Raw genomic sequence first — 24388 nt, 5'->3', positions numbered from 1 at the left:
AGAAATGAAAATGCAAAAACGTGACACGTTATATATCAATGGAAAATGGGTTCCTGCTTCCGGGCGCAACAGGATCGATGTGATCAATGCGTCGACCGAGGAAGTCATGGCAAGCATTCCCGACGGCGACGAAAACGATGCGAACGCGGCCGTTGCCGCAGCGCGCGCGGCCTTCGACGCGTGGAGCACGACACCACCCGCCAAGCGCGGCGAATACCTGCGCAAGATCCAGGAGGGATTGAAGGCGCGCAGCGAGGAACTTGCCAAGATCATCACCGGCGAAGTCGGCATGCCCTTGAAAATGTCCGCCATGATTCAGGTCGGCTCTCCGATTGCGAATTTCGGCATTTATGCCAGACTGGCCAATGCGTTCCAGTGGCAGGAAGTCACCGGCAATTCGCTGGTGGTGCGCGAACCGGTCGGCGTCGCAGTATGCATCACGCCGTGGAATTACCCCTTGCACCAGATCGCCGCGAAAGTCGCCGCCGCGCTCGCCGCCGGTTGCACCGTTGTTCTCAAGCCCTCCGAAGTCGCTCCGCTGAACGCCTTCGTGCTGGCTGAAGTGATCGATTCCGTCGGACTGCCGCCGGGCGTGTTTAATCTGGTCACCGGGACCGGCCCGGTAATCGGCGAGGCGCTCGTGCGCCATCCGGATGTCGACATGATTTCGTTCACCGGGTCGACACGCGCCGGCAAGCGCATTTCGGAAGTGGCGTCGGCCAGCGTCAAGCGCGTGGCGCTCGAACTCGGCGGCAAATCCGCATCGGTAATCCTGGACGACGCTGATTTCGCCGCGGCAGTGAAGGGAACGATCAACGCCTGCTTCCTCAACAGCGGCCAGACCTGCTCGGCGCACACCCGCATGCTGGTGCCGGAATCGCGTTATGAAGAAGTCGCAAAACTGGCGGTGGAAGCTGCAAAGGGTTTCACCGTCGGCGACCCCTTCGGCGGCGCAGCGAGACTGGGACCGCTGATTTCGGACGCGCAGCGCGAACGCGTGCGCAACTATATTCGCAAGGGCATGGAAGAGGGTGCCGATCTGCTGTGCGGTGGGCCGGATGCGCCGGAAGGCTTGTCCAAGGGTTACTACGTGAAGCCGACGATTTTCGGTCGCGTGAAGCCGGACAGCACCATCGCGCAGGAAGAAATCTTCGGGCCGGTATTGTCCATCATCACCTATCGCGATGAAGACGAAGCGACAAAGATCGCGAACGGCACGCTGTACGGCTTGTCGGGCGCCGTATGGGCCGGCAGCGACGAGCGCGCGATGAAGATGGCAAGAAGGATGCGTACCGGCCAGGTCGAAATCAACGGCGGCCAGTTCAATCTCGGCGCGCCCTTTGGCGGCTACAAGCAATCTGGCCGCGGCCGCGAAATGGGAGCGTATGGACTGGAAGAATTCCTGGAGTACAAATCCCTCCAGTTCCGGCCGGAGGCGGCGGCGCTGAAGGAGGAGGCGGCGCACTGATTTTGCGCTGGAAAATTGGCAACAACATCGCCCGGTCGATCACGCTGATCGCCGGGCGATGCGTTTTTCTGGGGCGGGAAAGTTGCCGGACGTCGATTTTGAGCAGGTTCACCTTGCCAAAACATTCTTTCTGTATATATTATTAAGAACGCCGTAATCCGACGCATTTTTTCCTACAGCCATTGTGCACCGGCCGGCGTAAATAAAAAACGACAAGGAGACAAGAATGGCTTCCTGCTTCACATAGCACACCATCCGTTCCGAATACGCTGCACCTGTCGACGTTGGCGCCGGCTTTTTACCAGCCGTGATGCGAACAGCGTTATCGACGAATGGACGGACCTGTGACCGCCAGCCGGAATAATCCTTTCAATCGCCGAACCAACAGCCGAAGTTCTTTTTCGAGGAGAACCATGTTGAATCAAAGGGTGACTGGTTTAGGGACGTTTGCCGCATCTCGCCGTACGGGCGAGACCAGTGGCAGCGCGCATTCAGGACTTTTCGGACGGTGATCACGCCATGAGACTTTCTGTCAAATCCTTCGTCGTCGCATTGCCCGTGGCCTGGATGGCCGGTGTGATGTATCTGTATCCCCCTCAACTGCAATTCGACGGGCCGGCGCAGGCGATGGCCCGCCTTGAGCGATTAGCACGAATTCCCGGCGTGGCTGCAACGCCGCGTGAAAACCTGATCACTGCGCAATACAGTCGCGCCATATTCCGCGAGACCGCCAACGGCGACGTCGAAATCGATGCGCGCACGGCCGACAAGCTGGATATCATCCTGCGGGCACTTCCGCCAGACTATCGTGATGAAGAAATGGCGCGCGCGGAGCAGGCCGTACAAACCGGACTGTCGGCGCAAGCGGCGGAAAAGGCAGGAAAACTGCTGCGCACTTATCTTGCCTATCGTGACACCGAAACGGCCTTGCTGGCCGAGCGGCGAGGCGACGATGTGATCGACGCCGCCGACATGTTCAGGCTGGTGGGCAGCGTGCGGCGGGAATTCTTCGGCAAGGATGCCGACGCATTGTTCGGTGCGAAGGAAGCGGAGGCGCGCGTCGCCATCGAGACCGCGCGTATTGCATCCGATCCGGGACTTGGCAAGGAGGAGCAGGCGCAACGAATCGCCGCGCTTGAGGCTACGCTGCCGCGGAAGGATGGGACTGGCTCAGGATACTACGAGGACGCAATGCAGACGGCGCAAGCGGCAGCCATCGAGCTGAGGAAGTCGTTTGCCGACCGCAATACGCAACCCAGGACATGATTGGACGAACAGGCAGCCGATCTTCAAGTTCCGTTCAAGCTCACGCCGCGCACGCTTCAGTCGTCCTCCGTGTGGACGCGCTGCAAGCGGTAGCGCGGCTCTTCCACGCGCAGGATCGCCACGATTGATAGTGCCTTGACCGCGACGGCAAGCCAGAACACATAGATGAAATCGAAGCCTTGCGCGACCATCCCGCCCAGGAGCGGGCCGATTGCCATCATCAGGTGCGAAGCGGTATCCGAGACGGCGATCAGCATCGGTCTTTCATGCAGCGCGCCGAATTCCAGCACAAAATTCTGCGACGCGACGAAATATCCGCCGAAGCCCGCGCCTAGTCCGCAAAACGCGACCATGATGAAGATGAGGCTACCGGCAAACATCAGGCCTATCGTTGAAACAGTCCACAGTACCATGCTCACCAGGAAGACCAGGCGATAGCCATACCGGTCGGCGATGCCGCCCCATGCGAGGTTGCTCACGGTCTGCGAAAGCAGGAAGGCCAGCGAGAGATAACCAAGTATTGCGCCGGACAGGTTGATCGATTTACCGGCGTACAGTGCATAAAAGGGCAGGGCCGTCGCCCCCAGCGCGGCCAGCGTGCGCGCGATGAAAAAACGGGTGTAATGGGCATCGGAGCGCAGGATTGCAGGCACCTGCATCAAACGCTCCCACAGGTCCGATTGCTGATTGACCATCAGGGAGTCCGGCTCGCGCACGAAGGTCAGCGCGGAAATGCCGATGCTGGTCAGGACGAATGCGACCAGGAAAGTAGTGGCATAGCCATTGCCGAACACATTGCTCTCCACCAGATATCGGCCGCCGAGATAGGCAACGCCCGACGCGATAAGCCCGCCCAGGAAATTGCGCATGCCCGTCAATTGCCCGCGACGCTCAACCGGGATTACCTTGGACATGAGAAAGCTGAAGGTCACGCTCTGCATGCCGTTGAAGAATCCGAACAGCGCGAGGAATACGCAGGCGGCAACGAGCGCCCAATAACCGGACAGCAAATAGGCCGACACGGCCAGTCCGAGCACCTGCGCGCGCATCAACCATCCGACGTTGTACACCACGCGCATCACCCGCCGCCGATGCTCGATGAGGGTTGCGCCCCAGATCGAGGATAGCGCCATGCCGAGATATTGCGCGCAGAGGGCAAGGCCCACGGCCATTTTCGAACCGGACAGTAAATAGATATAGGCGGGCACGAAGGTCGGTGCGGTGACAAGCCGAAAACCGGTCACGCCCAGCATGCCGTGCACGAGATTGGCGGCAAAGTTGCGCGGCAGGTCGCGACGTACCTGTTCGTAATATTTTCGTTCGTCCGGTGGCTGCTCCGCCAGTTCCGCGATGTGTGGCGCGTTGGCGCTCATGCCAGAAGCTTCAACATTTGATGCGATTTTTTAGGGAAAGCGGTATGCTTTGATCGAAGCGATTCTAGCATACGCTGCCCCATGAATACGATTGCATCCATCGGGTTTCGAAAGACAAGCTTGCCATGATTTGTTGTTTTGAAAATACCGGTATGCCGATCTGCGGGTGCAATCGGGAGAGTGCGCCTGACTTCCGGGGCAGTTCGAATCGCAGGGCAACAACGGTATAATCCGCCGACCATTTCATTACCCACGCATTCCGCACATGAATCAGGAAACCCAGGCAAGCCGCATGACGCAGCGCTATGTGAAGAAGCGCGATGCCATCCTCCATGCGGCTGCGCAATTGTTCAACCAGCATGGGGTGAAGGGGGCGACGCTGTCCGACGTGGCCGGGCGTGTCGGCTTGAGCACCAACAGCATTACCTACTACTACAAGAAAAAAGAAGAGCTGGTGGTGGCCTGCCTGCTCGGATCGATCGAGATCATCAACGACATCATCGCGGCTGCGGCGGAATCATCGTCGCCGGAAGAGCGCGTCCGGCAGTTCATCCGCCTGTTCCTCGCGCGCCTGGCAAAGATCCAGAGCAATCAGGCGCCGGAAATGATGACCTTCCGGGAAGTGTCGGTGTTGGGCAGTCCGCATGCGGAAGTGATTTTTGCGGCCTATACGGATATGTTCCGTCGCGTGCGGCGGTTGCTGGCGACGGATACCGCGCACAGCGCCAACCGCGTCTCGCTGAACGCGCGCAGCCATTTGTTGCTGACGCTGACGGTCAGCGCAATGAGCTGGAGTTCTCGCTACGACCCGGAAGATCATGAACTCGTGGCCGAGCGCATGAGCGATGTGCTGATCGGCGGACTCGCATCAGAATCGTCCCGTTGGCATTGCACTGCGCTCGACGAGGAGCTCGCGCACGTATCCAGCGGGGCCGAGACCACGCAGGACGCGTTCCTGCGCGCGGCAACCGCGCTGATCAATGAGCAAGGCTACCGCGGCGCCTCGGTCGACCGCATATCGGCACGACTCAACGTGACCAAGGGTTCGTTCTATCACCACAATCCGAACAAGGAAGATCTGATCGCTGCGTGCTTCGAGCGGACCTTCGCCGTGACGCGACGCATGCAGATGACCGCGCGCAGTGCGTCGGGATCCGGCTGGGACAAGTTGAGCGCCGTCTCGCGCGCGCTCGTGCGTTACCAGTTTTCCGAACAAGGGCCGCTGCTGCGCATGTCCGCCTGGAGCGAGCTTCCCGACGATATCCGCGAGCACAAGCTGAATACCATCAATCAGCTCGGGCAGCGTTTCGTCGGTTTCCTGGTCGACGGCATGAAGGACGGATCCATCCGTCCGCTCGATCAGTCGATCGCCGCCTACCAGGTCAGCGGCATGATCAATGCAGCCGTCTTGCTCGATCGTTGGGTGCCGGATATTGCGGCGGAAAACGCGGTCGATCTTTTTGTGCGTCCGCTGTTTCTCGGAATTCTTGCCGCCTAGGCGCGACCTCATCCCTCCAAACGCTTGTCTTTAGCGGCCATTCTCACCATCGCATGCGAAACAATCCCATAAACATGGGTGGTCGCTTCGCCGGAATTCGGTTCAAATTTCCTTCTGGAAACATAAAAAGAAGGGAAGTTTATGAAAGATGCGTTGACTCTCAAAAAGCTGTTTGGCGTGTTGCTGGCCGGCGGCGCCGCGCTGGCATTGTTCTTCATCGGTGCCTTGTATCAGGTCTGGAAAACGCAGGCACAAGTGGTGCGCGCAAACGAGCTGCGCTATGAGTCTTATCTTCTCGCTGATGAATTGCGTCAAAGCTCGGACGACCTGACGCGTCTTGCGCGTACTTATGTGGTAACCGGCGATGCCAAGTACGAGCGACAGTACATGGACATTCTCGACATCCGCAACGGCAAGAAGCCACGCCCGCAGAATTACGAAAGAATCTACTGGGATTTCGTTGCAGCCGGTGAGAGCAAACCCCGCCCGGACGGCGAAACCATTGCGCTGGCCGATTTGATGAAGAAGGCCGGCTTCTCGCAACAGGAATTCGCCAAGCTGAAAGAGGCGCAGGACAATTCCGATGCGCTCGTCAAGACCGAAGTCATCGCGATGAATGCCGTCAAGGGGCTGTTCGACGACGGTAGCGGGAAGTTTGTCAAAAAGGATGCGCCGGACATGGAGATGGCGCGCAAGCTTGTGCATAGCGACGACTATCACAAGTACAAGAGCCAGATCATGAAGCCGGTCGACGCATTCTTCGAGCTGCTCGACAAACGCACACTCAGCGCGGTGGAAGCGGCAAACAGCGCAAGCCGCCAGGCCTTCATGGCCGCGGCGATGCTGCTGGCCATTTCGGTGCTTGGTTCGGTGGCGGCCTTGCTGTTCCTGTATCAAAGGATCAATCGCCAACTCGGGGCCGAACCGGCAGAGGCGCAACAACTTGCCAACAAGATTGCCGCCGGAGATCTCGCGGTGCCCATCGATCTGAAACCGGGCGACAAGTCGAGCCTGATGTTCGCGATGTGCGCCATGCGCGACAGCCTGGCCAACATCGTCAGCCAGGTTCGCGTCGGCACGGACACCATCGCGTCGGCATCAACGCAGATTGCAACGGGTAACAGAGACCTTTCCTCGCGCACCGAACAACAGGCTGGATCGCTGGAGGAAACGGCCTCGTCCATGGAGGAGCTCACCTCGACGGTTCGTCATAACGCGGACAACGCGCTGCAGGCGAACGACCTGGCGAAGCTGGCTTCCGAGGCGGCCGTCAAGGGCGGCGACGTGGTATCGAAAGTCGTTCATACGATGGACTCCATCAATGATTCTGCAAAGAAGATTGTCGACATCATCGGAGTGATTGACGGCATCGCGTTCCAGACCAATATTCTCGCCTTGAACGCCGCGGTCGAGGCGGCGCGCGCGGGTGAGCAGGGGCGCGGGTTCGCGGTGGTTGCCTCCGAAGTGCGAACCCTGGCGCAACGCTCGGCGGGTGCGGCAAAAGAGATCAAGGCGCTGATCGGCGATTCGGTTGAAAAGGTCGAGACGGGCAGCAAGCTGGTTGATCAGGCCGGCGTAACGATGGATGAGGTGGTCGGCAGCGTGAAGCGCGTGACCGAACTTGTCGCGGAAATCGCCACCGCCAGCGAGGAGCAGCGTAGCGGCATTGAGCAGGTGAATCACGCTATCGCCCAGATGGATCAGATGACGCAGCAGAATGCATCGCTGGTGGAGGAGGCGGCTGCGGCTGCGGAGGCCATGCAGCAGCAATCCGGCAAGCTGGCGCAAGTCGTCGGTGTGTTCAAGTTGAATCACGCGCAGAGCGCGGCAAGTGCGGGAATTCCATCGCTTGCTGCCGAACGCAAGGCGCGAGCGAAAATTCTCTCGAACAGCGTATCGCCAAGAGAGGAGCCGCTGCGGCAGGCGAGGCTTGCCGCCGGCGGCAGCTGGGAAGAGTTCTGAACTCGAAGAAAAGGATCACGGTCGGAATCATCGCCGGAGATCCTGAGTAGGCAGCAGTCGTCAAGTTGCCATTCGCACCCTGCGAGCGTTAGCGCTTTGCAGGGTTTTTTTATGTGCCGGCACGTCGCTTCCTGATGGCGAGCGGCATTGCGCAATTTCCAAAGCCATGCTTTTTCGTAAAAACGGTATTGACATTCACGCCCGCAAGAAGCTATAAAACAGTTTGACTTTGGCAGCATTTCATCGATGTTTTAGAAAAAACGGATTGTTTTCCGTTTCCTGATGCAGAAACGCATTTTGAAAGGAATGGCAATGTCCCTATTCGACTTGAATGGAAAGGTTGCCGTCATTACCGGCTCCTCGCGCGGCATCGGGCGGGCGATCGCTGAACGAATGGCGGAGCAGGGCGCGAAGGTGGTGATCTCCTCCCGCAAGCTGGGTCCCTGCGAGGAGGTCGTCAACGCCATCAATGCACGCTATGGCGAAGGGCGCGCGATCGCAGTCCCTGCCAATATCTCGTCCAAGGATGAGCTGAAACACCTGGTCGACGAGGCCATGCAGGCTTTCGGCAAGATCGACATCCTGGTCTGCAACGCGGCATCGAATCCCTACTACGGCCCCATGGCCGGCATTGAGGACGACCAGTTCCGCAAGATCCTCGAAAACAACGTCATCGCCAACCACTGGCTGATCCAGATGGTTGCGCCGCAGATGGTTGGGCGCAAGGATGGCGCAATCATCATCGTGTCCTCCATCGGCGGCCTGCGTGGTTCGCCGGTCATCGGCGCCTACAACGTTTCGAAGGCGGCGGACTTCCAGCTCGCGCGCAATCTCGCCGTTGAGTTTGGCCCGCACAATGTCCGGGTCAACTGCATCGCCCCGGGCCTGATCAGGACCGATTTCGCGCGCGCCTTGTGGGAAAACCCCGATACGCTCAAGCGCGCCACCAGCACAACGCCGCTGCGCCGCATCGGCGAGCCGGATGAAATCGCAGGTGCCGCGGTCTATCTCGCCTCGGCGGCAGGCAGCTTCATGACCGGCCAAAGCATCGTCGTCGATGGCGGCGCAACTATCTGACCTGGAGAACACCATGGAAGACCTGAAAGCATTCCGGCAGGAAGTGCGGACATGGCTCGAAGCGAACTGTCCGCCCGAAATGCGCCAGCCGGCGCAGGGCGAAGACGATATCTGCTGGGGCGGGCGAAAATTCGTTTTCCAGTCGGAGGCCCAGCGCGTGTGGTTGCAGCGCATGGCGGAACGGGGCTGGACGGTGCCGGAATGGCCGCGCGATTATGGCGGCGGCGGACTGTCAAAGGAGCAGGGCAAGGTATTGCGGCAGGAGATGCAGGCTCTGGGTTGTCGTCCGCCATTGCAGAGCTTCGGCATCTGGATGCTTGGGCCGGCATTGCTCAAATATGGTTCCGAAGAGCAGAAGCGCACCTACCTGCCGCAGATTGCACGCGGTGAAATCCGCTGGTGCCAAGGTTACTCCGAACCGAATGCAGGATCCGATCTGGCGTCGCTGCAGACCCGCGCCGACGACCACGGCGATCATTTTGTCGTCAACGGCCAGAAGACCTGGACATCCTATGCCGACAAGGCGGACTGGATCTTCTGCCTCGTGCGCACCGACTTCAATGCGCGCAAGCATACCGGCATCAGCTTCCTGCTGTTCGACATGGAATCGCCGGGCGTGTCGACCAGGCCTATTACGCTGATTTCAGGCAAGTCGCCTTTCTGTGAGACATTCTTCGATGATGTGAAGGTGCCGAAGGAGAATCTCGTCGGCGAACCGAATGGCGGCTGGGAAATTGCCAAATACCTGCTGACGCATGAACGCGAAATGATCGGCGCCGTGGGCGATCGTGCAGTCAGTCGACCGCTCGGGGCCTTTGCCTCCTCGGCCGTCGGCTTGAACGACCGCGGGCAACTCGATGATCCGATGCTGCGCACCCAGATCGCCATGTTCGAGATCGACGAGGCCGCCTTCCGCCTGACGCTTGAACGCACGGGCGACCTCGCGCGGCAGGGACGTGCCGAACCGGCATTTTCTTCCGTGCTGAAATACTACGGCGCCGAATTGAACAAGCGCAGGCACGAGCTGCTGATGTCATCCGGCGGCGCGGATGCGCTTGAATGGGAAAGCGAGCGCAGCCGCGGCGGTGAACTCGCGCGCTCCTGGCTGCGCACCAAGGCCAATTCGATCGAAGGCGGCACCAGCGAAGTGCAGCTCAATATCATCGCCAAGCGCATTCTCGGCCTGCCCGGCGCATAAGCCACGGCACCCAATCACACTCACCGATACGGATCAGACATGGCACTCGTATTGAATCAGGAACAGGAAATGCTCCGCGACAGCGCGATGGTTTTCCTTCGCGAGAATGCGCCGGTTTCGCAATTGCGCACATTGCGCGACAGTCGGGATGAGACAGGTTTCTCACCCGATCTCTGGCAGAGCTTTGCCGAGATGGGTTTCACCGGCGTGCTGATCCCCGAAGCCTATGGCGGCCTCGGGCTGGGGCAGGTGGAGACGGGCGCAATCATGGAATCGATCGGCCGCAATCTCAGCGCCGTGCCCTTCTTTTCCACGGCGGTGGTCGCTGCGTCTCTGCTTGCGCGGCATGGCAATGAAGATCAAAAGCAGAAATACCTGAAAAAAATCGCCGACGGCGGCATCGTCATGGCGCTCGCTGTCGATGAGACTGGCAAGCACCAGCCACAACGGCAAGGCCTGCGTGCGGTACCCGGCGGCAGCGGCTTCCGGCTGAATGGCGCAAAGACATTTGTAGTCGATGGACATGTCGCCGATACGCTGATCGTCGCCGCGCGCACCAGCGGTGCGGAAGGTGATCAAGGCGGAATCAGCTTGTTTCTGGTCGATCGCAAGGCGCCTGGTGTGAACGTCGAGCGGACTGTCATGGTCGATGCGCACAATGCTGCACGCATCGACTTCTCGGAAGTGGATGTGAGTTCCGGCGCGGTGATCGGAAAGCCGGGGCAGGGCTGGCCCGTGCTGGACGATGCGCTTGACATCGGACGCATTGCGCTGGCGGCCGAATTGTTGGGGATTGCCGATGCCGCTTTCGAACGGACCCTGGATTACCTGAAGGAACGCAAGCAGTTCGGCAAAATCATCGGCGAGTTTCAGGCGCTGCAGCATCGCGCCGCGCACCTCTACAGCGAGATTCAAATTACCCGTTCACTTGTACTTCGCGGGCAGCAGATGCTGGACGAAGGAGACAGCGGCGCAGCGGCCATCGTGTCCGCAGCCAAGGCGCGCGCCGGTGCGACGGCACTGCTTGCGGTGCAAGAGGGCGTGCAGATGCATGGCGGTATCGGCATGACCGACGAGTTCGACATCGGATTCTTCATGAAGCGCCAGCGGGTCGCGCAAGAGTTGCTGGGTGATTCGAATTTCCACGCAGACCGCTGGGCGCGCTTGAGCGCCTACTGATCCCGAGTTCAGAATCGTACCGCGCCGCGCAAAGGATAGGTGAGCCGCCGCACCAGTTCCAGCAAACGCGGCCGGATCTCGTTGCGCAGGAAGTCCGGCGTGAGGTTGTGCGCCGAACCGCCGACGCCGACTGCGACGATCGGTAACCGATCCCCAGGACTGAAGGCTGCCGCAATTTCGTTGGCGCCGTGCCATTCACCGAGCGACACGCAACAACCGGATTCCCGAAATTCCACCGCGGCGGCGTCGATCGCCGCGACGATCTCGGGCCAGTGCATCTCCTCGGCTTCGCGCAAACGTTCCTGGAGTTCCTCGCGTTCCGCCTGGGGCATCATGGCCAGGCAGGCGCGTCCCATGGCCGATTTCGCCATCGGAATGCGCGATCCGATATCGAGGCCCAGCGTCAAGGCGGCATGGCTGCGGCAGGTCTGGATGCAGAACATGCTCAGGCGCTCGCGCACGGCGAGCGACACATCGGCGCGCGCAAACTCCGCCAGTTCCTTCATCAAGGGCATCGCCATGCGCCGGATGTCGAGCTGGGTCAGCGTTGCGCTGCCAAGCGCGATTGTGGCGGTGCCGAGGCGGTAGCCCGGATAGTTTTCGCCATGGCTCAGATAGCCGAGCTGGGCAAGCGTATGGGTGAGATGGGCAACGTTCGACTTCGACAGCTTGCAACGGCGCGCGATTTCCGTATTGGTGAGGATGTCGTCGCCCGCGCTGAAGCATGTGAGAACATCCAGCCCGCGCGCCAGCGCGACCACGAAAGCGCGATCTTGCTTTTCCTCCGGCTGTGGGCGGGATGGCGCCGCTTCCCCGGCAGTCGCTTCTTCGGATTTCATGAGCGAAGCGGCAGAATCGGGAGTCACACCTTCATGCCCGGCAGGTTGAGCGAAGCCGTATTGCCGCCGTCGACCGGCAGTGCCTGACCGGTGATATAGCTCGCGTCGTCGCTCGCCAGGAACGCGATCGCGGCGGCGATTTCCTCCGGGCGGCCGTAACGGCGCAGTTCGCAGCGCGAGCCCAGCTTGTCTTCCTTGTTGGCGGCACGGGCACGCTCGAATACCGGCGCCGTCATCCCGGTTTCAATCAGGCCCGGACATACCGCATTGACGCGAACGTTCCATTCGCCCAGATCGCATGCGCTGGTCATCGTCAGATTGATCACCGCTGCCTTTGAAGCGCTGTAGGCATTACCGCCGGCACCCGATCGTACGCCCGCAACGGATGCGGTATTGACGATCGCGCCGCTGCGCTGATCGCGCATGATGCGTGCCGCATACTTGGTGAAATGCACTGCGCCCATGATGTTCACCGCGAGAATTCGCTGCCAGACCTCGGTGTCGGTTTCGGTGATCTTCGAATAATCGCCGCCGGCAATGCCGGCGTTGTTGCAAAGTACGTCGATCCGTCCGCATTTGGCGAAGACGTCGGCAACACATTTCTCGACTTCTTCTTCGCGCGAAATATCGAGTGCTCGATACCAGACCCTGGACTGATCCGGCAGCGTCGCCGCTGTTTCCGCGAGCCCGTCTTCATTGCGGTCCACCAGTGCCACGAAAGCGCCTTCTGCTGCCAGACGTCGGGCTGTCGCCCGGCCGATGCCGCTGGCCGCGCCGGTGACGATAGCTACCTTGCTGTCAAATCGCATCATGTTCCTCCGTTGTCAGACTGCTCTTTCAGACTTCTGTCTCGCGCTCCTGCAGCTCGCGCCATTGCAGCTTGCCGGTCGATGACTTCGGCAAGCTGTCGACAAATTGCACGATGCGCGGACTCTTGTAGGCGGCCATGTTCTGGTGTGCCCAGTCCATGATTTCCTGTTCGGTAATCTTGCCGCGATAAGCCTCGCGCAACACGATCACGGCCTTGACCGTCTCGCCGCGCTTGGGATCGCGTGCCGCGATGACGCAGGCTTCCAGGATCGCCGGGTGCTGATACAACAGCGTCTCGACCTCGGCCGGCCAGACCTTGAAGCCGGATGCATTGATCATCCGTTTCAGACGATCCATCATGAAGAAATAACCGTCTTCATCGGTCATTGCCAGGTCGCCGGTGCGCAGGAAACGCTTGCCGTCGATCTGCACGAAGGCGTCCTTCGCCGCTTCCGGGTGATTCCAGTAACCCAGCATGACATGCGGCGCATTGACCACGATTTCGCCCACTTCACCTGGCGGCAGTTCATGGAAATCCGAGGTATCCACCACGCGTGCATCGACGTTATAGATCGGGATGCCGAGGCATTGCTTCTTGGGCCGGTCGGGAGGATTGATATGGGTAGCCGCGATCGTTTCGGACATGCCGTAGCCCTCGACATAGGCGACACCCAGCAAATCCTTGAGCTTTTGCGCGACCGCTTCCGGCATCGCAGCGCCTCCACCACGGATGCCGCGCAGACTCGACAGATCGTATTCGTCGATGCGCGGATTGGCCAGCAGGTCGACGACCATGGTCGAGATCAGTTGCATGGTCGCTATCCGGTAGCGCTGGATGCATTCTGCCGCCACTTCGCGGTCCCAGCGCGGCAGGATCACGATGGTGCTGCCGTAATACAGCGGACCGCTCATGCTGCCCTGCATGCCGGTCACATGGAAGAAAGGCAACACGCTCAGTGTCACCGCATCCTGGTTTGTATTGAACCACTGCATGCTCGCGACGAGGGAAAACATGACGTTGCGATGCGTATGCATGCAGCCCTTGGGATGGCCGGTTGTCCCGGAGGTGTAGGGCATCACGCACAGATCATCCGGTCCGACAGTCAACGGGCCGGGACGCAACTTGCGCTCCAGCATATCGTTCCACAAGGTGACGCCCTTGCCGGCGAGCGGCTCACGCGGAGCGGCGACGAAATCCGGCACCTTCAGGCCGGTTGGGCGCTTCAGATAATCCGAATACGCCGCCACCAGAATGTTTTCAAGTCCATGCTCCAGCATCGGCGCCATTTGCTGGAACAGGTCCTGCGCCACGATCGCGGCCGTGGCACCCGTGTCCTTTACATAATGGAGCAGCTCGTTGGTCTTGTTCATCGGATTGACCGGTACGACCACCGCATTGGCCCGAAGAATGCCGTAATACGCGAGCACGAACTGCGAGCTGTTCTGCATGTACAGGAGGACGCGGTCGCCTTTCTTCACCTTGCATACCTGTTCCAGATATCCGGCAATGCGCTCCGCCTCGTCCTTGAACTCGGAAAAAGTGATCGGCGTGTCATAGAACAGAATGTAAGGCTTGTCGGGATACCTCGTGGCTGACACTTCCACGTTGTAGAACAAATTGGTCTGCGGCGCCGTGAGGTGCCTCGCATGGCCGGCTGGCCAGAATGCAAAATGACGGTCGGACATGGATGGTTCTATGGCAATCAACGTTCGATATATCGTGCCAGTTCCAGCTTGGCGATGGCGTTGCGGTGCACTTCGTCCGGGCCGTCGGCCAGGCGGATCGAGCGCGCGCTCGCATAGGAATGCGCCAGCGGGGTGTCCTGGCTCACGCCTGCACCGCCGTGCGCCTGAATCGCCCAGTCAATGACCTGGCAAGCCATGTTCGGCGCAATCACCTTGATCATTGCGATTTCCTTGGCGGCGACCTTGTTGCCGACCGTGTCCATCATGTGCGCAGCGTTGAGCACCATCAGGCGGGCCTGATCGATCATGATGCGGGAATTGGCGATGCGCTCGCGCCAGACACCTTGCTCGGCGATCTTCTTGCCGAACGCGGTACGCGCGAGAGTGCGACGGCACATCAGTTCCAGCGCCACTTCGGCGCGGCCGATCAGGCGCATGCAGTGGTGGATACGGCCCGGGCCAAGACGGCCTTGTGCGATTTCGAAGCCGCGGCCTTCGCCCAGCAGGATGTTGGAGACCGGTACGCGCACGTTCTCGAAGCGCACTTCGGCATGGCCATGCGGTGCATCATCGAAGCCGAATACCGACATGTTGCGCAGGATGGTCACGCCCGGTGCTTCGGTCGGAACCAGGATCATCGATTGCTGGCGATGGCGGTTCGGGCTGTTCGGATCGGTCTTGCCCATGAAAATCAGGATCTTGCAACGCGGATCGCTGGCACCGGAGGTGAACCACTTCTGGCCATTGATCACATAATGGTCGCCGTCACGCTCGACGCGGGCTTCGATGTTGGTGGCGTCCGAGGAAGCAACGGCCGGTTCAGTCATCGCAAAACCGGAGCGGATTTCGCCGTTGAGCAGGGGCACCAGCCATTGCTGTTGCTGCTCTTCCGTCGCATAGCGCACCAGGGTTTCCATGTTGCCGGTATCGGGGGCGGCGCAGTTGAACACCTCGGCCGCGATCGACATGCGCCCCATGAGTTCGCACAGCGGCGCATATTCGAAATTGGTCAGGCCGGCGCCATATTTCGATTCCGGCAGAAATAGATTCCACAAGCCCGCTGCACGTGCCTTCACCTTCAGTCCTTCGATGGTCTGCGACACGATCCAGGGATTACCGTCCTTGCGTGCGGCGGCCATTTCTTCCTTGTAAGCGTGTTCAGCCGGGATGATTTCGTTATCAATGAATTCCTTGACGCGTTTTTGCAGATCGAGGGACTTCTCCGAAAAAGTGAATGTCATGCTGGTCTCCAGTAGAGGGTTGTTTGTCCGAGGCGCTCGTCGCGCGACTATTGTGCTTCGATTTTTTCCACCAGCGCCCATGCTTGCTCGGCGAGTGGCCGGGTGCGTTTGCCGGCCTGCGCTGCTTCGGCGCTGGCGGCATTGCCGATCAGTGCGCGCTTCGTGATGCCTTGAAGAATCCCTACAAGGCGGAACATGTTGAATACCATATAGTATTCCCACGCAGACTTCGACACTTCCTTCCGTCCGGTGCGCTCGCAATACGCAGCCAGATATTCCTGTTCGGTCGGTATGCCGAGCTCGCGCAAAGGCACTCCGGCGAGGCCGCGTGCATTGTCCTGCGACATGCGCCAGGTCATGCAGTGATACGCAAAGTCCGACAAAGGATGACCCAGTGTCGACAGCTCCCAGTCAAGCACGGCGAGAATGCGCGGTTCGGTTGGATGGAAGATCACATTGTCGATGCGGAAGTCGCCATGCACGATGCGCGTCTCATCGCCCGCCGGAATATTCTTCGGCAGCCATTCGATCAGGTTCTCGACAGCGTCGATACGCTCCGTTTCAGAGGCGCGATACTGCTTGGTCCAGCGCGCGACTTGCCGTTCCAGATAATTGCCGGGCTTGCCGTAGCTTTCCAGTCCGACCGCGACATAGTCGACGCTGTGCAGCGCGGCGATCACGCGATTCATTTCATTGAAAATCGCGCGGCGCTCGTCCGCCCGCATGCCCGGCAGCGTCGGGTCCCACAAGATGCGGCCCTGTACATAGTCCATGATGTAGAAGGCGGTTCCGATCACAGAATCGTCTTCACACAGCGCATAGGTTCTGGCCACAGGCACGTCGGTCCTGGCCAGCGCTGTGATCACCCGGTACTCGCGGTCGACTGCATGCGCGGAGGGCAGCAAGGTACCCGGCGGTTTGCGGCGCATCACATACTGCTTGCCGCCGGCGCTGAGCAAGAAAGTCGGGTTGGATTGCCCGCCCTTGAATTGTTCGACTTGCAGTTCGCCGGAGAAACCTTCCACCTGTTCGCGCATGAAGGCGGCGAGCCGTGCGATGTCGAAGGCATGCTGTGGCGCTACCGGCCGCGTGCCGGTAAATCGTGCGAGGTTGTTGTCCTGGCTCATGAGAGGGTAAGTGTGTGAATCCTTGAAGCCTTGAGAGGCAAGTTGGAAAGGAATAGCCGTCGCGTGCTTACACCGCAGTGATGCCGCCGTCCACCGCCAAGGCCTGCCCGGTGATATGCCGCGATGCCTCGGAGGCGAGGAAGACAACCGCGCCTTTCAGGTCTTCGTCGCCGCCGATGCGGTGCAGCGGGGCACGCGCAATGACGCCTTCCGCGACCTTTTCCAGCAAGCCGGCGGACATCTTCGAGGGGAAGAAACCGGGGCAGATCGCATTGACGTTGATGTTGTACTTGCCCCATTCCGATGCGAGTGCACGGGTGAAATTCACTGCCGCGCCCTTGGAAGTGTGGTACGCAATCGTGCTGACATTGGTCGCACTGCCGCGCAGGCCCGCGACCGACGCAATATTGATGATCTTGCCAAATTTGTTGGGAATCATGCAGCGCCGAGCCACCTCGCGCGACAGGAAGAAGACTGAATCGACGTTCAGTCCCAGCACCTTGCGCCAGGCTTCGTCCGGATATTCTTCCGCCGGTGCGCCCCAGGTGGCGCCGGCATTGTTGACGAGGATGTCGATAGTGCCGAAGCGTTGCAGCACCTGATCGACCATGGCGGGAATCTGCTCGGCCTTGGCGAGATCGTTGACGATCGTCAGCACCTCGCAGCCCAGTTTTTCAAGATGCGCCTTGGCCTCGGCCAGCTCGTCGGCCTTGCGCGCGGTGATCGCCAGCTTGCATCCCATTTCACCCAGTGCTTCGGCCATCTGCAGGCCAAGTCCGCGCGATCCGCCGGTGATCAGTGCCACACGGCCATCCAGCTTGAACAACTCCCTGACACTCATCGTGCTCCCCTTAGCAGACTTCGAACAGGCCGGCAGCACCCTGGCCGCCGCCGATGCACATCGTGACGACCACATACTTCGCGCCGCGGCGCTTGCCTTCGATCAGCGCATGACCGGTGAGACGCGAGCCGGATACACCGTAAGGGTGACCGACCGCGATGGCGCCGCCATTGACGTTCAGCAGTTCGTCCGGGATGCCGAGCTTGTCGCGGCAATAGAGCACCTGCACGGCGAACGCTTCGTTGAGTTCCCACAGGCCGATGTCGTCCATCTTCAAGCCATTGCGCTGCAACAGCTTCGGAATGGCGTACACCGGACCGATGCCCATTTCATCGGGTTCGCAGCCGGCAACCGCGAACCCGCGGAAAATCCCGAGCGGCTGGATGCCGCGCTTTTCCGCCAGCCTGCTGTCCATCACCACGCATGCCGAGGAACCGTCCGAGAACTGACTGGCATTGCCTGCGGTGATGACGCCGCCGGGCAGGGCGGGGCGAATCTTCGACACGCCTTCCAGCGTGGTATCGGCACGAATTCCTTCATCGGCGGCAATCGTCACTTCACGCGTCGTGATGCGGCCGCTTTCCTTGTCGACCACGCCCATGGTGGTGGTCATCGGCACGATTTCGTCGTCGAATTTTCCGGCGGCCTGCGCCGCTGCAGCACGCAACTGACTGCGCACGCCGTATTCATCCTGGCGTTCGCGCGAAATGTTGTAACGCTTCGCCACTTGTTCCGCTGTCTGCAGCATGCTCCAGTAGATTTCGGGCTTGTGCTCGACCAGCCATGGGTCCATGCGCATGTGGCGGTTGGTTTCATTCTGCACGCAGGAGATCGATTCGACGCCGCCGGCAACCATGACGGGGACGCGATCGACAATCACGCGCTGCGCAGCCATGGCGATTGTCTGCAGGCCGGATGAGCAGAAGCGATTGACGGTGGCGCCTGCGGTGGTCACCGGCAAGCCGGCGCGCAAGGCGATGGCACGCGCAATGTTGCCGCCGGTCGTGCCTTCCGACAGCGAACCGCCCATCAGAACGTCCTCGACTTCGGCCGGGTCGATGCCGGCGCGCTCGACGGCAGCACGCACTGCATGTGCGCCCAGCGTCGCGCCATAGGTCATGTTGAATGCGCCTTTCCAGGACTTCGCAAGTCCGGTACGGGCGGTCGAGACGATGACAGCGTCACTCATCATGGGTAGTTTTTCCTGTCAGTGAGATCAGTTGAATGATTCGCCGGCCTGGGCCAGGCGCACCAGCGAGTCCGCCGGCTTCCAGAAAACGGCATCGCCGCCGGCTTGTGCCGCGAAATTGCGCATCTTCTCCACCACCTTGGTCAGGCCGATGGTTTCCGCATACAACATCGGGCCGCCGCGATGGGCCGGGAAGCCGTAGCCCGTCAGATACACCATGTCGATATCGGAAGCACGCGCGGCAATGCCTTCTTCCAGAATGCGCGCACCTTCATTGACCAGTGCGAAGATGCAGCGCTCGATGATTTCCTCATCGCTCACTTTGCGTGGCGTGATGCCGGCGCTCTTGCGTGCGGCGGCGATGATTTCCTCGACTTCCGGATCAGGCAGCGCGTCGCGCTTGCCCGGCTCGTAGCGATACCAGCCCTTTCCGGTCTTCTGTCCGAAGCGACCCAGTTCGCAGAGTTGGTCGGCGATCACCGAGCGTTTCATGCCCGGATTTTCCGCGTAGAGCCGCTTGCGAATCGACCAGCCGATATCCAGACCCGCCAAGTCGCCCATGCGGAACGGCCCCATCGCCATGCCCCATTTTTCCAGTGCGCGGTCGATCTGCTGCGGCGATGCACCTTCTTCCATCAGCTCATTGGCCTGATTGCGGTAGAACTTCAACATGCGATTGCCGATGAAGCCGTCGCACACACCCGACACTACTGCGACCTTCTTGATCTTTTTCGCCAGTTGCATGACGGTAGCGAGCACGTCCTTGGCGGTCTTCTCGCCGCGTACGACTTCAAGCAGGCGCATCACATTCGCTGGGCTGAAGAAGTGGAGGCCGACGACGTCCTGTGGCCGGTTCGTGAAGCCGGCGATCCTGTTCATGTCGAGCGTCGAAGTATTGCTGGCGAGGATCGCGCCTTGCTTCATGACCTCATCGAGCTTCTTGAACACCTGTTCCTTCACGCCGATGTCCTCGAACACCGCTTCGATCACCAGGTCGCAATCCTCGATGTCGTCGTAGGACAGCGATGGCGCAAGCAGTGCCATGCGAGCCGCCATCTTGTCCGCGGCGAGCTTGCCTTTCTTGACCGTGTTTTCGTAATTCTTGCGTATCGTCGCGATGCCGCGATCGAGCGCTTCCTGCTTCATTTCAAGCAGGACGACGGGAATGCCGGCGTTGAGGAAGTTCATCGCAATGCCGCCGCCCATGGTGCCAGCGCCGATCACCGCGACGCGTTCGATCTTGCGCGTCGGCGTGTCGGCCGGAACGTCGGGAATCTTGGCGGCTGCGCGTTCGCCGATGAAGGCATGGCGCAGGGCGCGCGATTCCGGTGAATTCAGCAGCCACAGGAAAGCCTCGCGCTCGATCTTCATGCCCTCATCAAAGGGTTTGAAATAGGAAGCGGAGACCGCATCGAGACATTTGAGCGGAGCAGGGAAGTGCCTGGCGGCGGCGGTGATTGTGTTGCGCGCGAACTGCAGGAAGGCTTCGCCAGCCGGCTCGTTGATTCTGATGTCGCGCACGCGTTTCAGCGGGCGCTTTTCGGCGATTACCTTGCGGGCGAAGTCGATCGCGCCATTCAGCAAGTCGCCTTCGATGATGGCGTCGAACAAGGCGGTCGATTTGAGTTGCGACGCTGGCACCGGATTGCCGGACACGATCATGTTGAGCGCGGTTTCCAGCCCAACCAGACGCGGAAGACGCTGCGTGCCGCCGGCGCCGGGCAGGATGCCGAGCTTGACCTCCGGCAGCGCGATCTGCGCGTCGGGCCTGGCGACCCGGAAGTGGCAACCGAGCGCCAGCTCCAGGCCACCCCCCATGCATGCGCCGGCAATCGCCGCAATCACCGGTTTCGTAGACGACTCGACGGCACGGATGACGGTCAGCAGATTGGGTTCCTGGCTCGATTTGGGCGTGCCGAATTCCTTGATGTCCGCACCGCCGGAAAAGGCGCGATCCGAGCCGATCAGGACAATCGAACGCACGGCCGGGTCGTCGGCTGCACGCTCGATGGAGGCGATGATGGCACGGCGCAGATCGAGTCCGAGACCGTTGATCGGAGGGTTGTTGAGGGTGATGACTGCGACATCGTGGTTGATGGTGTATTCGGCGTGTTCCATGGCGGTGTTCTTTCTGTTCGCTTCCTGGAGTGATGAACGGCCATCTTCGCTTGGCGGGATGCCCTGGAGGTGGTCTTGTTCCGGCTGCGAGCGACCGCTGTCAGGTCGCTTGCTGCTCTTTGTTTTGCAGAGTAAAACGATGTTCCATAAATGATGTTGCGATGTTAGCAGGCAGTTGTGAAGCTGTAAAGCCGGGCTTGATAAGTTCCAGTTTTCCCGAGGAGAACAGGATGATGAGGCGAGCAATCGCGGTAGAATTCGTCGCTTGGCGAATAAATGCCCATTTGTAAGTTTTTGGGCATAATGGTTCCGAATATCAAGTGGCAATTCCACAGTGCGAAACTTTTATCGGGTAAACAGGAAATGAAGAGTATCGATTGCATGCCGTCCGCTGTCCGGGCCGGTGATTCGCCGAGTGTTCCCGAGGGCTTTGAACCCATGGACCGTGGAAGTGCGTTCCTCGCCATGATTGGTCCGGTGTACTGCAAGAAGATCAGCGACCATCAGCTCGTCTTTGGCTTGCGGGTGGGGCCGCAACACACGAACGTGAAAGGGCTGGCGCATGGCGGCATGCTGATGACCCTGGCGGACAGCGCGCTCGGCATCGCGATCACGATCGCCAATCATGAAAAGCCGATGGTGACAGTCAATCTGTCCACCGATTTTGTCGAAGCCGCGCATCCCGGCGACTGGGTCGAGGCCCACGTGGATATACAGAAGATCGGTTCGCGGCTGGCATTCGCCAACTGCTATCTCAAGGTCGGTGAGAAGCGCATTCTCCGTGCGAGCGGCGTTTTCGCGGCGAAGTGAGAGGCTTGCGCGGGACGATCGCCGCCATCATCCGCCGTCCGTCAGCGGCACTTCCATTTCATGTGGGGGCGATGCTGTTCTGAAGCGCTTCGCCAATTCCGTGATGGACCGTTTTGGACGGACAGACGGTGAAGGATTCGGCGGGCTGCTGTCCGCAACGGGAAAACAGTCAGGAAAGCGCCGACGATTCGAGTTTGCGGGCGAGGGCCAGCAAGCGCGGCCTGACGTCGTTCAGCAGGAATTCTTTCGACAGGCTGGACGAGGGACCGCCGCAGTTCAGCACATGCACCGGAATCGTTCCGACTGAACGGAAGGTGACGGCGATGCCGTTCACGTCTTTTTGCCACTCGCCGAACGAGGTGGCGCATCCATACTTCTCATAGTCTTGTCGGCCGCGTTCCAGCCCCTCGCGCACTGCGTCTGCAGCCGACTCGTCGAGCTCAGATGCAAGGCGCATGATGGCATTGCGTTCCTGCTCGGGTGCGCCGGCGAGATAGGCGCGGCCGATTGCGGATGAGGCAATCGGAATGCGCGATCCGACTTGCAGGGTCAGTGCCAGGGTCGCGGTGCTGCGGACGACTTCGGTATAGATGATTGACAGTCTGTCGCGCACGCCCAGTGCCAAGGTGGCGCCGGCGAAATCCGCCAGTTCCTGCAGCAGCGGCCGAGCGTACTGGCGAATATCCATGCGCGCCAGCATTGAACTGCCCAGTGCCAGCGTGGCCGTCCCCAGCGCATACCGGCCACCCGGCTCGACCTGTACTAGGTAGCCGCGTTTCATGAGCGTGTAGACGATGCGTGTCACGGTCGACTTGGGCAATCCGCAGCGCTCCGAAATCTGCTGGTTGCTCAGTGACGCATCCCCTGCGCGGAAGCACGCCAGCACATCGAGACCCCGCGACAGCGCGGTGATGAAGTACCGGTCTTCTCCGGCTTTCGGTGAATCGGGATCAAGCGTATCGTTCATGTTTTCTCTCATGCGGGACAAGACGGCTTGTGTGCTTTGTCAATTTTGCGCTCAGTTGGTTCGCTCTGCAGTTTAGCATTTTGCACAATAAAACGACAGAACCTCCTCGCATGGAAAAAAAGGGAAGGAACGCTTGGCGCGTTCCTTCCCTTTTGATGTTGATGCGTTGTCGGCCTTGGTCGAATCCGAACGCTGCCGGATCCGGGGCACAGCCTCATGCAGCGATCAATAATTCAGTCGTCCGCCTGCACCGACGACACCAATATCCAGATAGTGCGTTCCCAGTCTGTTGGTTTCGCTGAAGTTGATCGGATAGCCGGCAAGCATGTAGCCGTTCATCGATGTCAGCGCCTTCGTGACTTTCTCGGCGGTCGGGTTCGGACCGGCCATGCGTACGGCCTCGACCATCAGACGCGCATTCATGTAGACCTCGAAGTTGGTTGGTGTGGGTTGAACGCCCTTGCCGTATTTCGACTTGAGGAATGTCTGGAAGTCCTTGGCCAGCGGCAGGGTGGTCGAACTCGGGTTCGGAATTACCTGGCTGATGCCCACGCCGCGTGCATGCCGTTCGCCGGCGACGGCAGCCAGCATATTGGCGGGCACGAAGGACAAGGTATAGATCTGCGATGCGCCGACCGGGGCGTCGTAGACTTTCATGAAGCGCATGACCGCTTCAGGCAGGGCCATCAGGAAAATCGCTTGCGGCTTTGCGCTGATGATTTGCCTGGCATGCGAGGAGAAATCGGTTTCGCCAGCCTTGTAAGGCGTCTTGTTGATGACTTCGAAGCCATATTCCTGCGCAGCCTGGCCGATGCTTTGCAGGATGCCGGCGCCGAAGCCGTCGTCCTGGTACAGCACCGCGACACGTTTCAAACCGAGCGTCGAGGACAGGCGCGCAATCTTCTTGACTTCATCGGTATAGCTGGCCCGTGTATGAAAAATCTGCTCGGAACCAGGGCCTCGGATAATGTCCGCGCCGCTGAAGACACCGACCAGAGGGACCTTGTATTTGTTCAGGACCCCGGTTTTCATGACCGCGATGGTATTGACGGTACCGACCGCGTTTACAAGACCGACCACATTGTCTTTCATGATCGCTTCCGCGGCCATCGCTGCCGTCTTTGCCGGGTCATACTGATCGTCCTTGACCACCGCCTTCAAGGTATTTCCGTTGACGCCACCTTTGTCGTTGATCATCGACAGGTAGCCGCTGAAAATCGTTATGCCGTCATGCGAAGTCGATGCATTGGGACCGGTAATGCCGGTTACTGATCCGATCCTGACCTCGCCGGCGGACGCAAGGCCGACGAGCGCACAGGCGGACAGCGCCGCCAATAGTTTTTTTCCAAACATATTGCCTCCAGAGGGTTGTTTTTCGTCATTTTTCCCGGGGCGGCGCGCGGCGATAATTCTTTAGTTGTTATATGTGCCCGTGCCCAGACTCACGGGTGAAGCTGCGGCGCCCCAAAGTGCAACGGTCCGATTAAATCGCCGTTGCTTACTATGTATCATCATTTTTCAGAGGAAACAATCTAACTTTTTGCGCTTGGCCCGCGATGTCAAGTCAGCGCTGCGAGCTTGTTTTCCCCAGCACGGCGGGGCTCACCGTCAGTCTCTTCGTCCACGCAAGCGAGGTGCAAGGGTTTTTCCTGATGCGACGACTCCATGCACGGAATGCATATCCGAATATCAAAGGAAATCATTGGATATGGTGTGGTCATCCTTTTAAGCTTTTCTCC

General features: G+C 59.9%; 19 protein-coding genes. 8 read left to right on the top strand and 11 right to left on the bottom strand.

Annotated elements, in window-relative coordinates:
• Positions 1–10: 10 nt before the first annotated feature.
• Both E6W33_RS09805 and E6W33_RS09800 read left to right on the top strand, forming a co-directional pair.
• Positions 11–1468: an aldehyde dehydrogenase family protein gene (locus E6W33_RS09805; RefSeq protein ID WP_136416992.1), complete on the top strand. Its 1458-nt coding sequence runs from the start codon at positions 11–13 to the stop codon at positions 1466–1468.
• Positions 1469–1987: 519 nt separating this feature from the next.
• Entirely contained in the window at positions 1988–2734 is a 747-nt protein-coding gene (locus E6W33_RS09800) for a lipase secretion chaperone (RefSeq protein ID WP_136416989.1), read from the top strand.
• A 56-nt stretch (positions 2735–2790) separates the two neighbouring features.
• Here the strand turns inward: E6W33_RS09800 and E6W33_RS09795 are convergent, their stop codons facing one another.
• Entirely contained in the window at positions 2791–4107 is a 1317-nt protein-coding gene (locus E6W33_RS09795; protein WP_136416987.1) for an MFS transporter, read from the bottom strand.
• A gap of 265 nt (positions 4108–4372) precedes the next feature.
• Between E6W33_RS09795 and E6W33_RS09790 the strand changes: the two genes are divergently transcribed.
• From E6W33_RS09790 to E6W33_RS09770, 5 genes are all read left to right on the top strand, one after another.
• The gene (locus E6W33_RS09790; protein ID WP_136416985.1) at positions 4373–5605 is read left to right on the top strand and encodes a TetR/AcrR family transcriptional regulator; all 1233 of its coding nucleotides are present in this window, start codon (positions 4373–4375) and stop codon (positions 5603–5605) included.
• A gap of 141 nt (positions 5606–5746) precedes the next feature.
• On the top strand, positions 5747–7567 hold the full coding sequence (locus E6W33_RS09785) for a methyl-accepting chemotaxis protein (RefSeq protein ID WP_136416983.1): 1821 nt from the start codon (positions 5747–5749) through the stop codon (positions 7565–7567).
• A gap of 312 nt (positions 7568–7879) precedes the next feature.
• Entirely contained in the window at positions 7880–8644 is a 765-nt protein-coding gene (locus E6W33_RS09780) for an SDR family oxidoreductase (protein ID WP_136416981.1), read from the top strand.
• 13 nt (positions 8645–8657) lie between these two features.
• Positions 8658–9842 (top strand): acyl-CoA dehydrogenase family protein, encoded by a 1185-nt coding sequence (locus E6W33_RS09775; protein WP_136416979.1) that lies wholly within the window; start codon positions 8658–8660, stop codon positions 9840–9842.
• 39 nt (positions 9843–9881) lie between these two features.
• Positions 9882–11021: an acyl-CoA dehydrogenase family protein gene (locus tag E6W33_RS09770; RefSeq protein WP_136416977.1), complete on the top strand. Its 1140-nt coding sequence runs from the start codon at positions 9882–9884 to the stop codon at positions 11019–11021.
• 8 nt (positions 11022–11029) lie between these two features.
• Here E6W33_RS09770 and E6W33_RS09765 read toward each other — a convergent pair whose 3' ends face one another.
• From E6W33_RS09765 to E6W33_RS09730, 8 genes are all read right to left on the bottom strand, one after another.
• Positions 11030–11860, bottom strand: coding sequence for an IclR family transcriptional regulator (locus E6W33_RS09765; RefSeq protein WP_136416975.1), 831 nt, complete (start codon positions 11858–11860; stop codon positions 11030–11032).
• Positions 11861–11883: 23 nt separating this feature from the next.
• Positions 11884–12672 (bottom strand): SDR family oxidoreductase, encoded by a 789-nt coding sequence (locus tag E6W33_RS09760; protein WP_136416973.1) that lies wholly within the window; start codon positions 12670–12672, stop codon positions 11884–11886.
• 25 nt (positions 12673–12697) lie between these two features.
• The gene (locus tag E6W33_RS09755; protein WP_136416971.1) at positions 12698–14356 is read right to left on the bottom strand and encodes a long-chain fatty acid--CoA ligase; all 1659 of its coding nucleotides are present in this window, start codon (positions 14354–14356) and stop codon (positions 12698–12700) included.
• 17 nt (positions 14357–14373) lie between these two features.
• Positions 14374–15597, bottom strand: coding sequence for an acyl-CoA dehydrogenase family protein (locus E6W33_RS09750; protein ID WP_136416968.1), 1224 nt, complete (start codon positions 15595–15597; stop codon positions 14374–14376).
• Between the two features lie 47 nt (positions 15598–15644).
• Positions 15645–16724: a phosphotransferase gene (locus tag E6W33_RS09745; protein WP_136416966.1), complete on the bottom strand. Its 1080-nt coding sequence runs from the start codon at positions 16722–16724 to the stop codon at positions 15645–15647.
• Positions 16725–16791: 67 nt separating this feature from the next.
• Entirely contained in the window at positions 16792–17565 is a 774-nt protein-coding gene (locus tag E6W33_RS09740; RefSeq protein WP_136416964.1) for an SDR family oxidoreductase, read from the bottom strand.
• A gap of 10 nt (positions 17566–17575) precedes the next feature.
• On the bottom strand, positions 17576–18754 hold the full coding sequence (locus E6W33_RS09735; protein WP_136417446.1) for an acetyl-CoA C-acyltransferase: 1179 nt from the start codon (positions 18752–18754) through the stop codon (positions 17576–17578).
• Positions 18755–18781: 27 nt separating this feature from the next.
• Entirely contained in the window at positions 18782–20872 is a 2091-nt protein-coding gene (locus E6W33_RS09730; RefSeq protein WP_136416962.1) for a 3-hydroxyacyl-CoA dehydrogenase NAD-binding domain-containing protein, read from the bottom strand.
• A 363-nt stretch (positions 20873–21235) separates the two neighbouring features.
• Here E6W33_RS09730 and E6W33_RS09725 point away from each other — a divergent pair, with 363 nt between their 5' ends.
• The gene (locus E6W33_RS09725; protein WP_211097294.1) at positions 21236–21682 is read left to right on the top strand and encodes a PaaI family thioesterase; all 447 of its coding nucleotides are present in this window, start codon (positions 21236–21238) and stop codon (positions 21680–21682) included.
• Positions 21683–21851: 169 nt separating this feature from the next.
• Here the strand turns inward: E6W33_RS09725 and E6W33_RS09720 are convergent, their stop codons facing one another.
• Both E6W33_RS09720 and E6W33_RS09715 read right to left on the bottom strand, forming a co-directional pair.
• Complete coding sequence (locus tag E6W33_RS09720) at positions 21852–22649, bottom strand: IclR family transcriptional regulator (protein ID WP_136416960.1); 798 nt, start codon at positions 22647–22649, stop codon at positions 21852–21854.
• 225 nt (positions 22650–22874) lie between these two features.
• Complete coding sequence (locus tag E6W33_RS09715; RefSeq protein ID WP_136416958.1) at positions 22875–24002, bottom strand: ABC transporter substrate-binding protein; 1128 nt, start codon at positions 24000–24002, stop codon at positions 22875–22877.
• Positions 24003–24388 lie beyond the last annotated feature (386 nt).

It is taken from the genome of Herbaspirillum sp. ST 5-3, from assembly GCF_004804275.1.
Lineage (GTDB): Bacteria > Pseudomonadota > Gammaproteobacteria > Burkholderiales > Burkholderiaceae_D > Noviherbaspirillum.
This window is presented reverse-complemented; position numbering and strand designations above follow the sequence as displayed.

Excerpts from the sequence above, each read along its gene's own strand:
- E6W33_RS09805 (WP_136416992.1), top strand. The coding sequence starts at position 11 with ATGCAAAAACGTGACACGTTATATATCAATGGAAAATGGGTTCCTGCT.
- E6W33_RS09800 (WP_136416989.1), top strand. The coding sequence starts at position 1,988 with ATGAGACTTTCTGTCAAATCCTTCGTCGTCGCATTGCCCGTGGCCTGG.
- E6W33_RS09795 (WP_136416987.1), bottom strand. The coding sequence starts at position 4,107 with ATGAGCGCCAACGCGCCACACATCGCGGAACTGGCGGAGCAGCCACCG.
- E6W33_RS09790 (WP_136416985.1), top strand. The coding sequence starts at position 4,373 with ATGAATCAGGAAACCCAGGCAAGCCGCATGACGCAGCGCTATGTGAAG.
- E6W33_RS09785 (WP_136416983.1), top strand. The coding sequence starts at position 5,747 with ATGAAAGATGCGTTGACTCTCAAAAAGCTGTTTGGCGTGTTGCTGGCC.
- E6W33_RS09780 (WP_136416981.1), top strand. The coding sequence starts at position 7,880 with ATGTCCCTATTCGACTTGAATGGAAAGGTTGCCGTCATTACCGGCTCC.
- E6W33_RS09775 (WP_136416979.1), top strand. The coding sequence starts at position 8,658 with ATGGAAGACCTGAAAGCATTCCGGCAGGAAGTGCGGACATGGCTCGAA.
- E6W33_RS09770 (WP_136416977.1), top strand. The coding sequence starts at position 9,882 with ATGGCACTCGTATTGAATCAGGAACAGGAAATGCTCCGCGACAGCGCG.
- E6W33_RS09765 (WP_136416975.1), bottom strand. The coding sequence starts at position 11,860 with ATGAAATCCGAAGAAGCGACTGCCGGGGAAGCGGCGCCATCCCGCCCA.
- E6W33_RS09760 (WP_136416973.1), bottom strand. The coding sequence starts at position 12,672 with ATGATGCGATTTGACAGCAAGGTAGCTATCGTCACCGGCGCGGCCAGC.
- E6W33_RS09755 (WP_136416971.1), bottom strand. The coding sequence starts at position 14,356 with ATGTCCGACCGTCATTTTGCATTCTGGCCAGCCGGCCATGCGAGGCAC.
- E6W33_RS09750 (WP_136416968.1), bottom strand. The coding sequence starts at position 15,597 with ATGACATTCACTTTTTCGGAGAAGTCCCTCGATCTGCAAAAACGCGTC.
- E6W33_RS09745 (WP_136416966.1), bottom strand. The coding sequence starts at position 16,724 with ATGAGCCAGGACAACAACCTCGCACGATTTACCGGCACGCGGCCGGTA.
- E6W33_RS09740 (WP_136416964.1), bottom strand. The coding sequence starts at position 17,565 with ATGAGTGTCAGGGAGTTGTTCAAGCTGGATGGCCGTGTGGCACTGATC.
- E6W33_RS09735 (WP_136417446.1), bottom strand. The coding sequence starts at position 18,754 with ATGAGTGACGCTGTCATCGTCTCGACCGCCCGTACCGGACTTGCGAAG.
- E6W33_RS09730 (WP_136416962.1), bottom strand. The coding sequence starts at position 20,872 with ATGGAACACGCCGAATACACCATCAACCACGATGTCGCAGTCATCACC.
- E6W33_RS09725 (WP_211097294.1), top strand. The coding sequence starts at position 21,236 with ATGAAGAGTATCGATTGCATGCCGTCCGCTGTCCGGGCCGGTGATTCG.
- E6W33_RS09720 (WP_136416960.1), bottom strand. The coding sequence starts at position 22,649 with ATGAACGATACGCTTGATCCCGATTCACCGAAAGCCGGAGAAGACCGG.
- E6W33_RS09715 (WP_136416958.1), bottom strand. The coding sequence starts at position 24,002 with ATGTTTGGAAAAAAACTATTGGCGGCGCTGTCCGCCTGTGCGCTCGTC.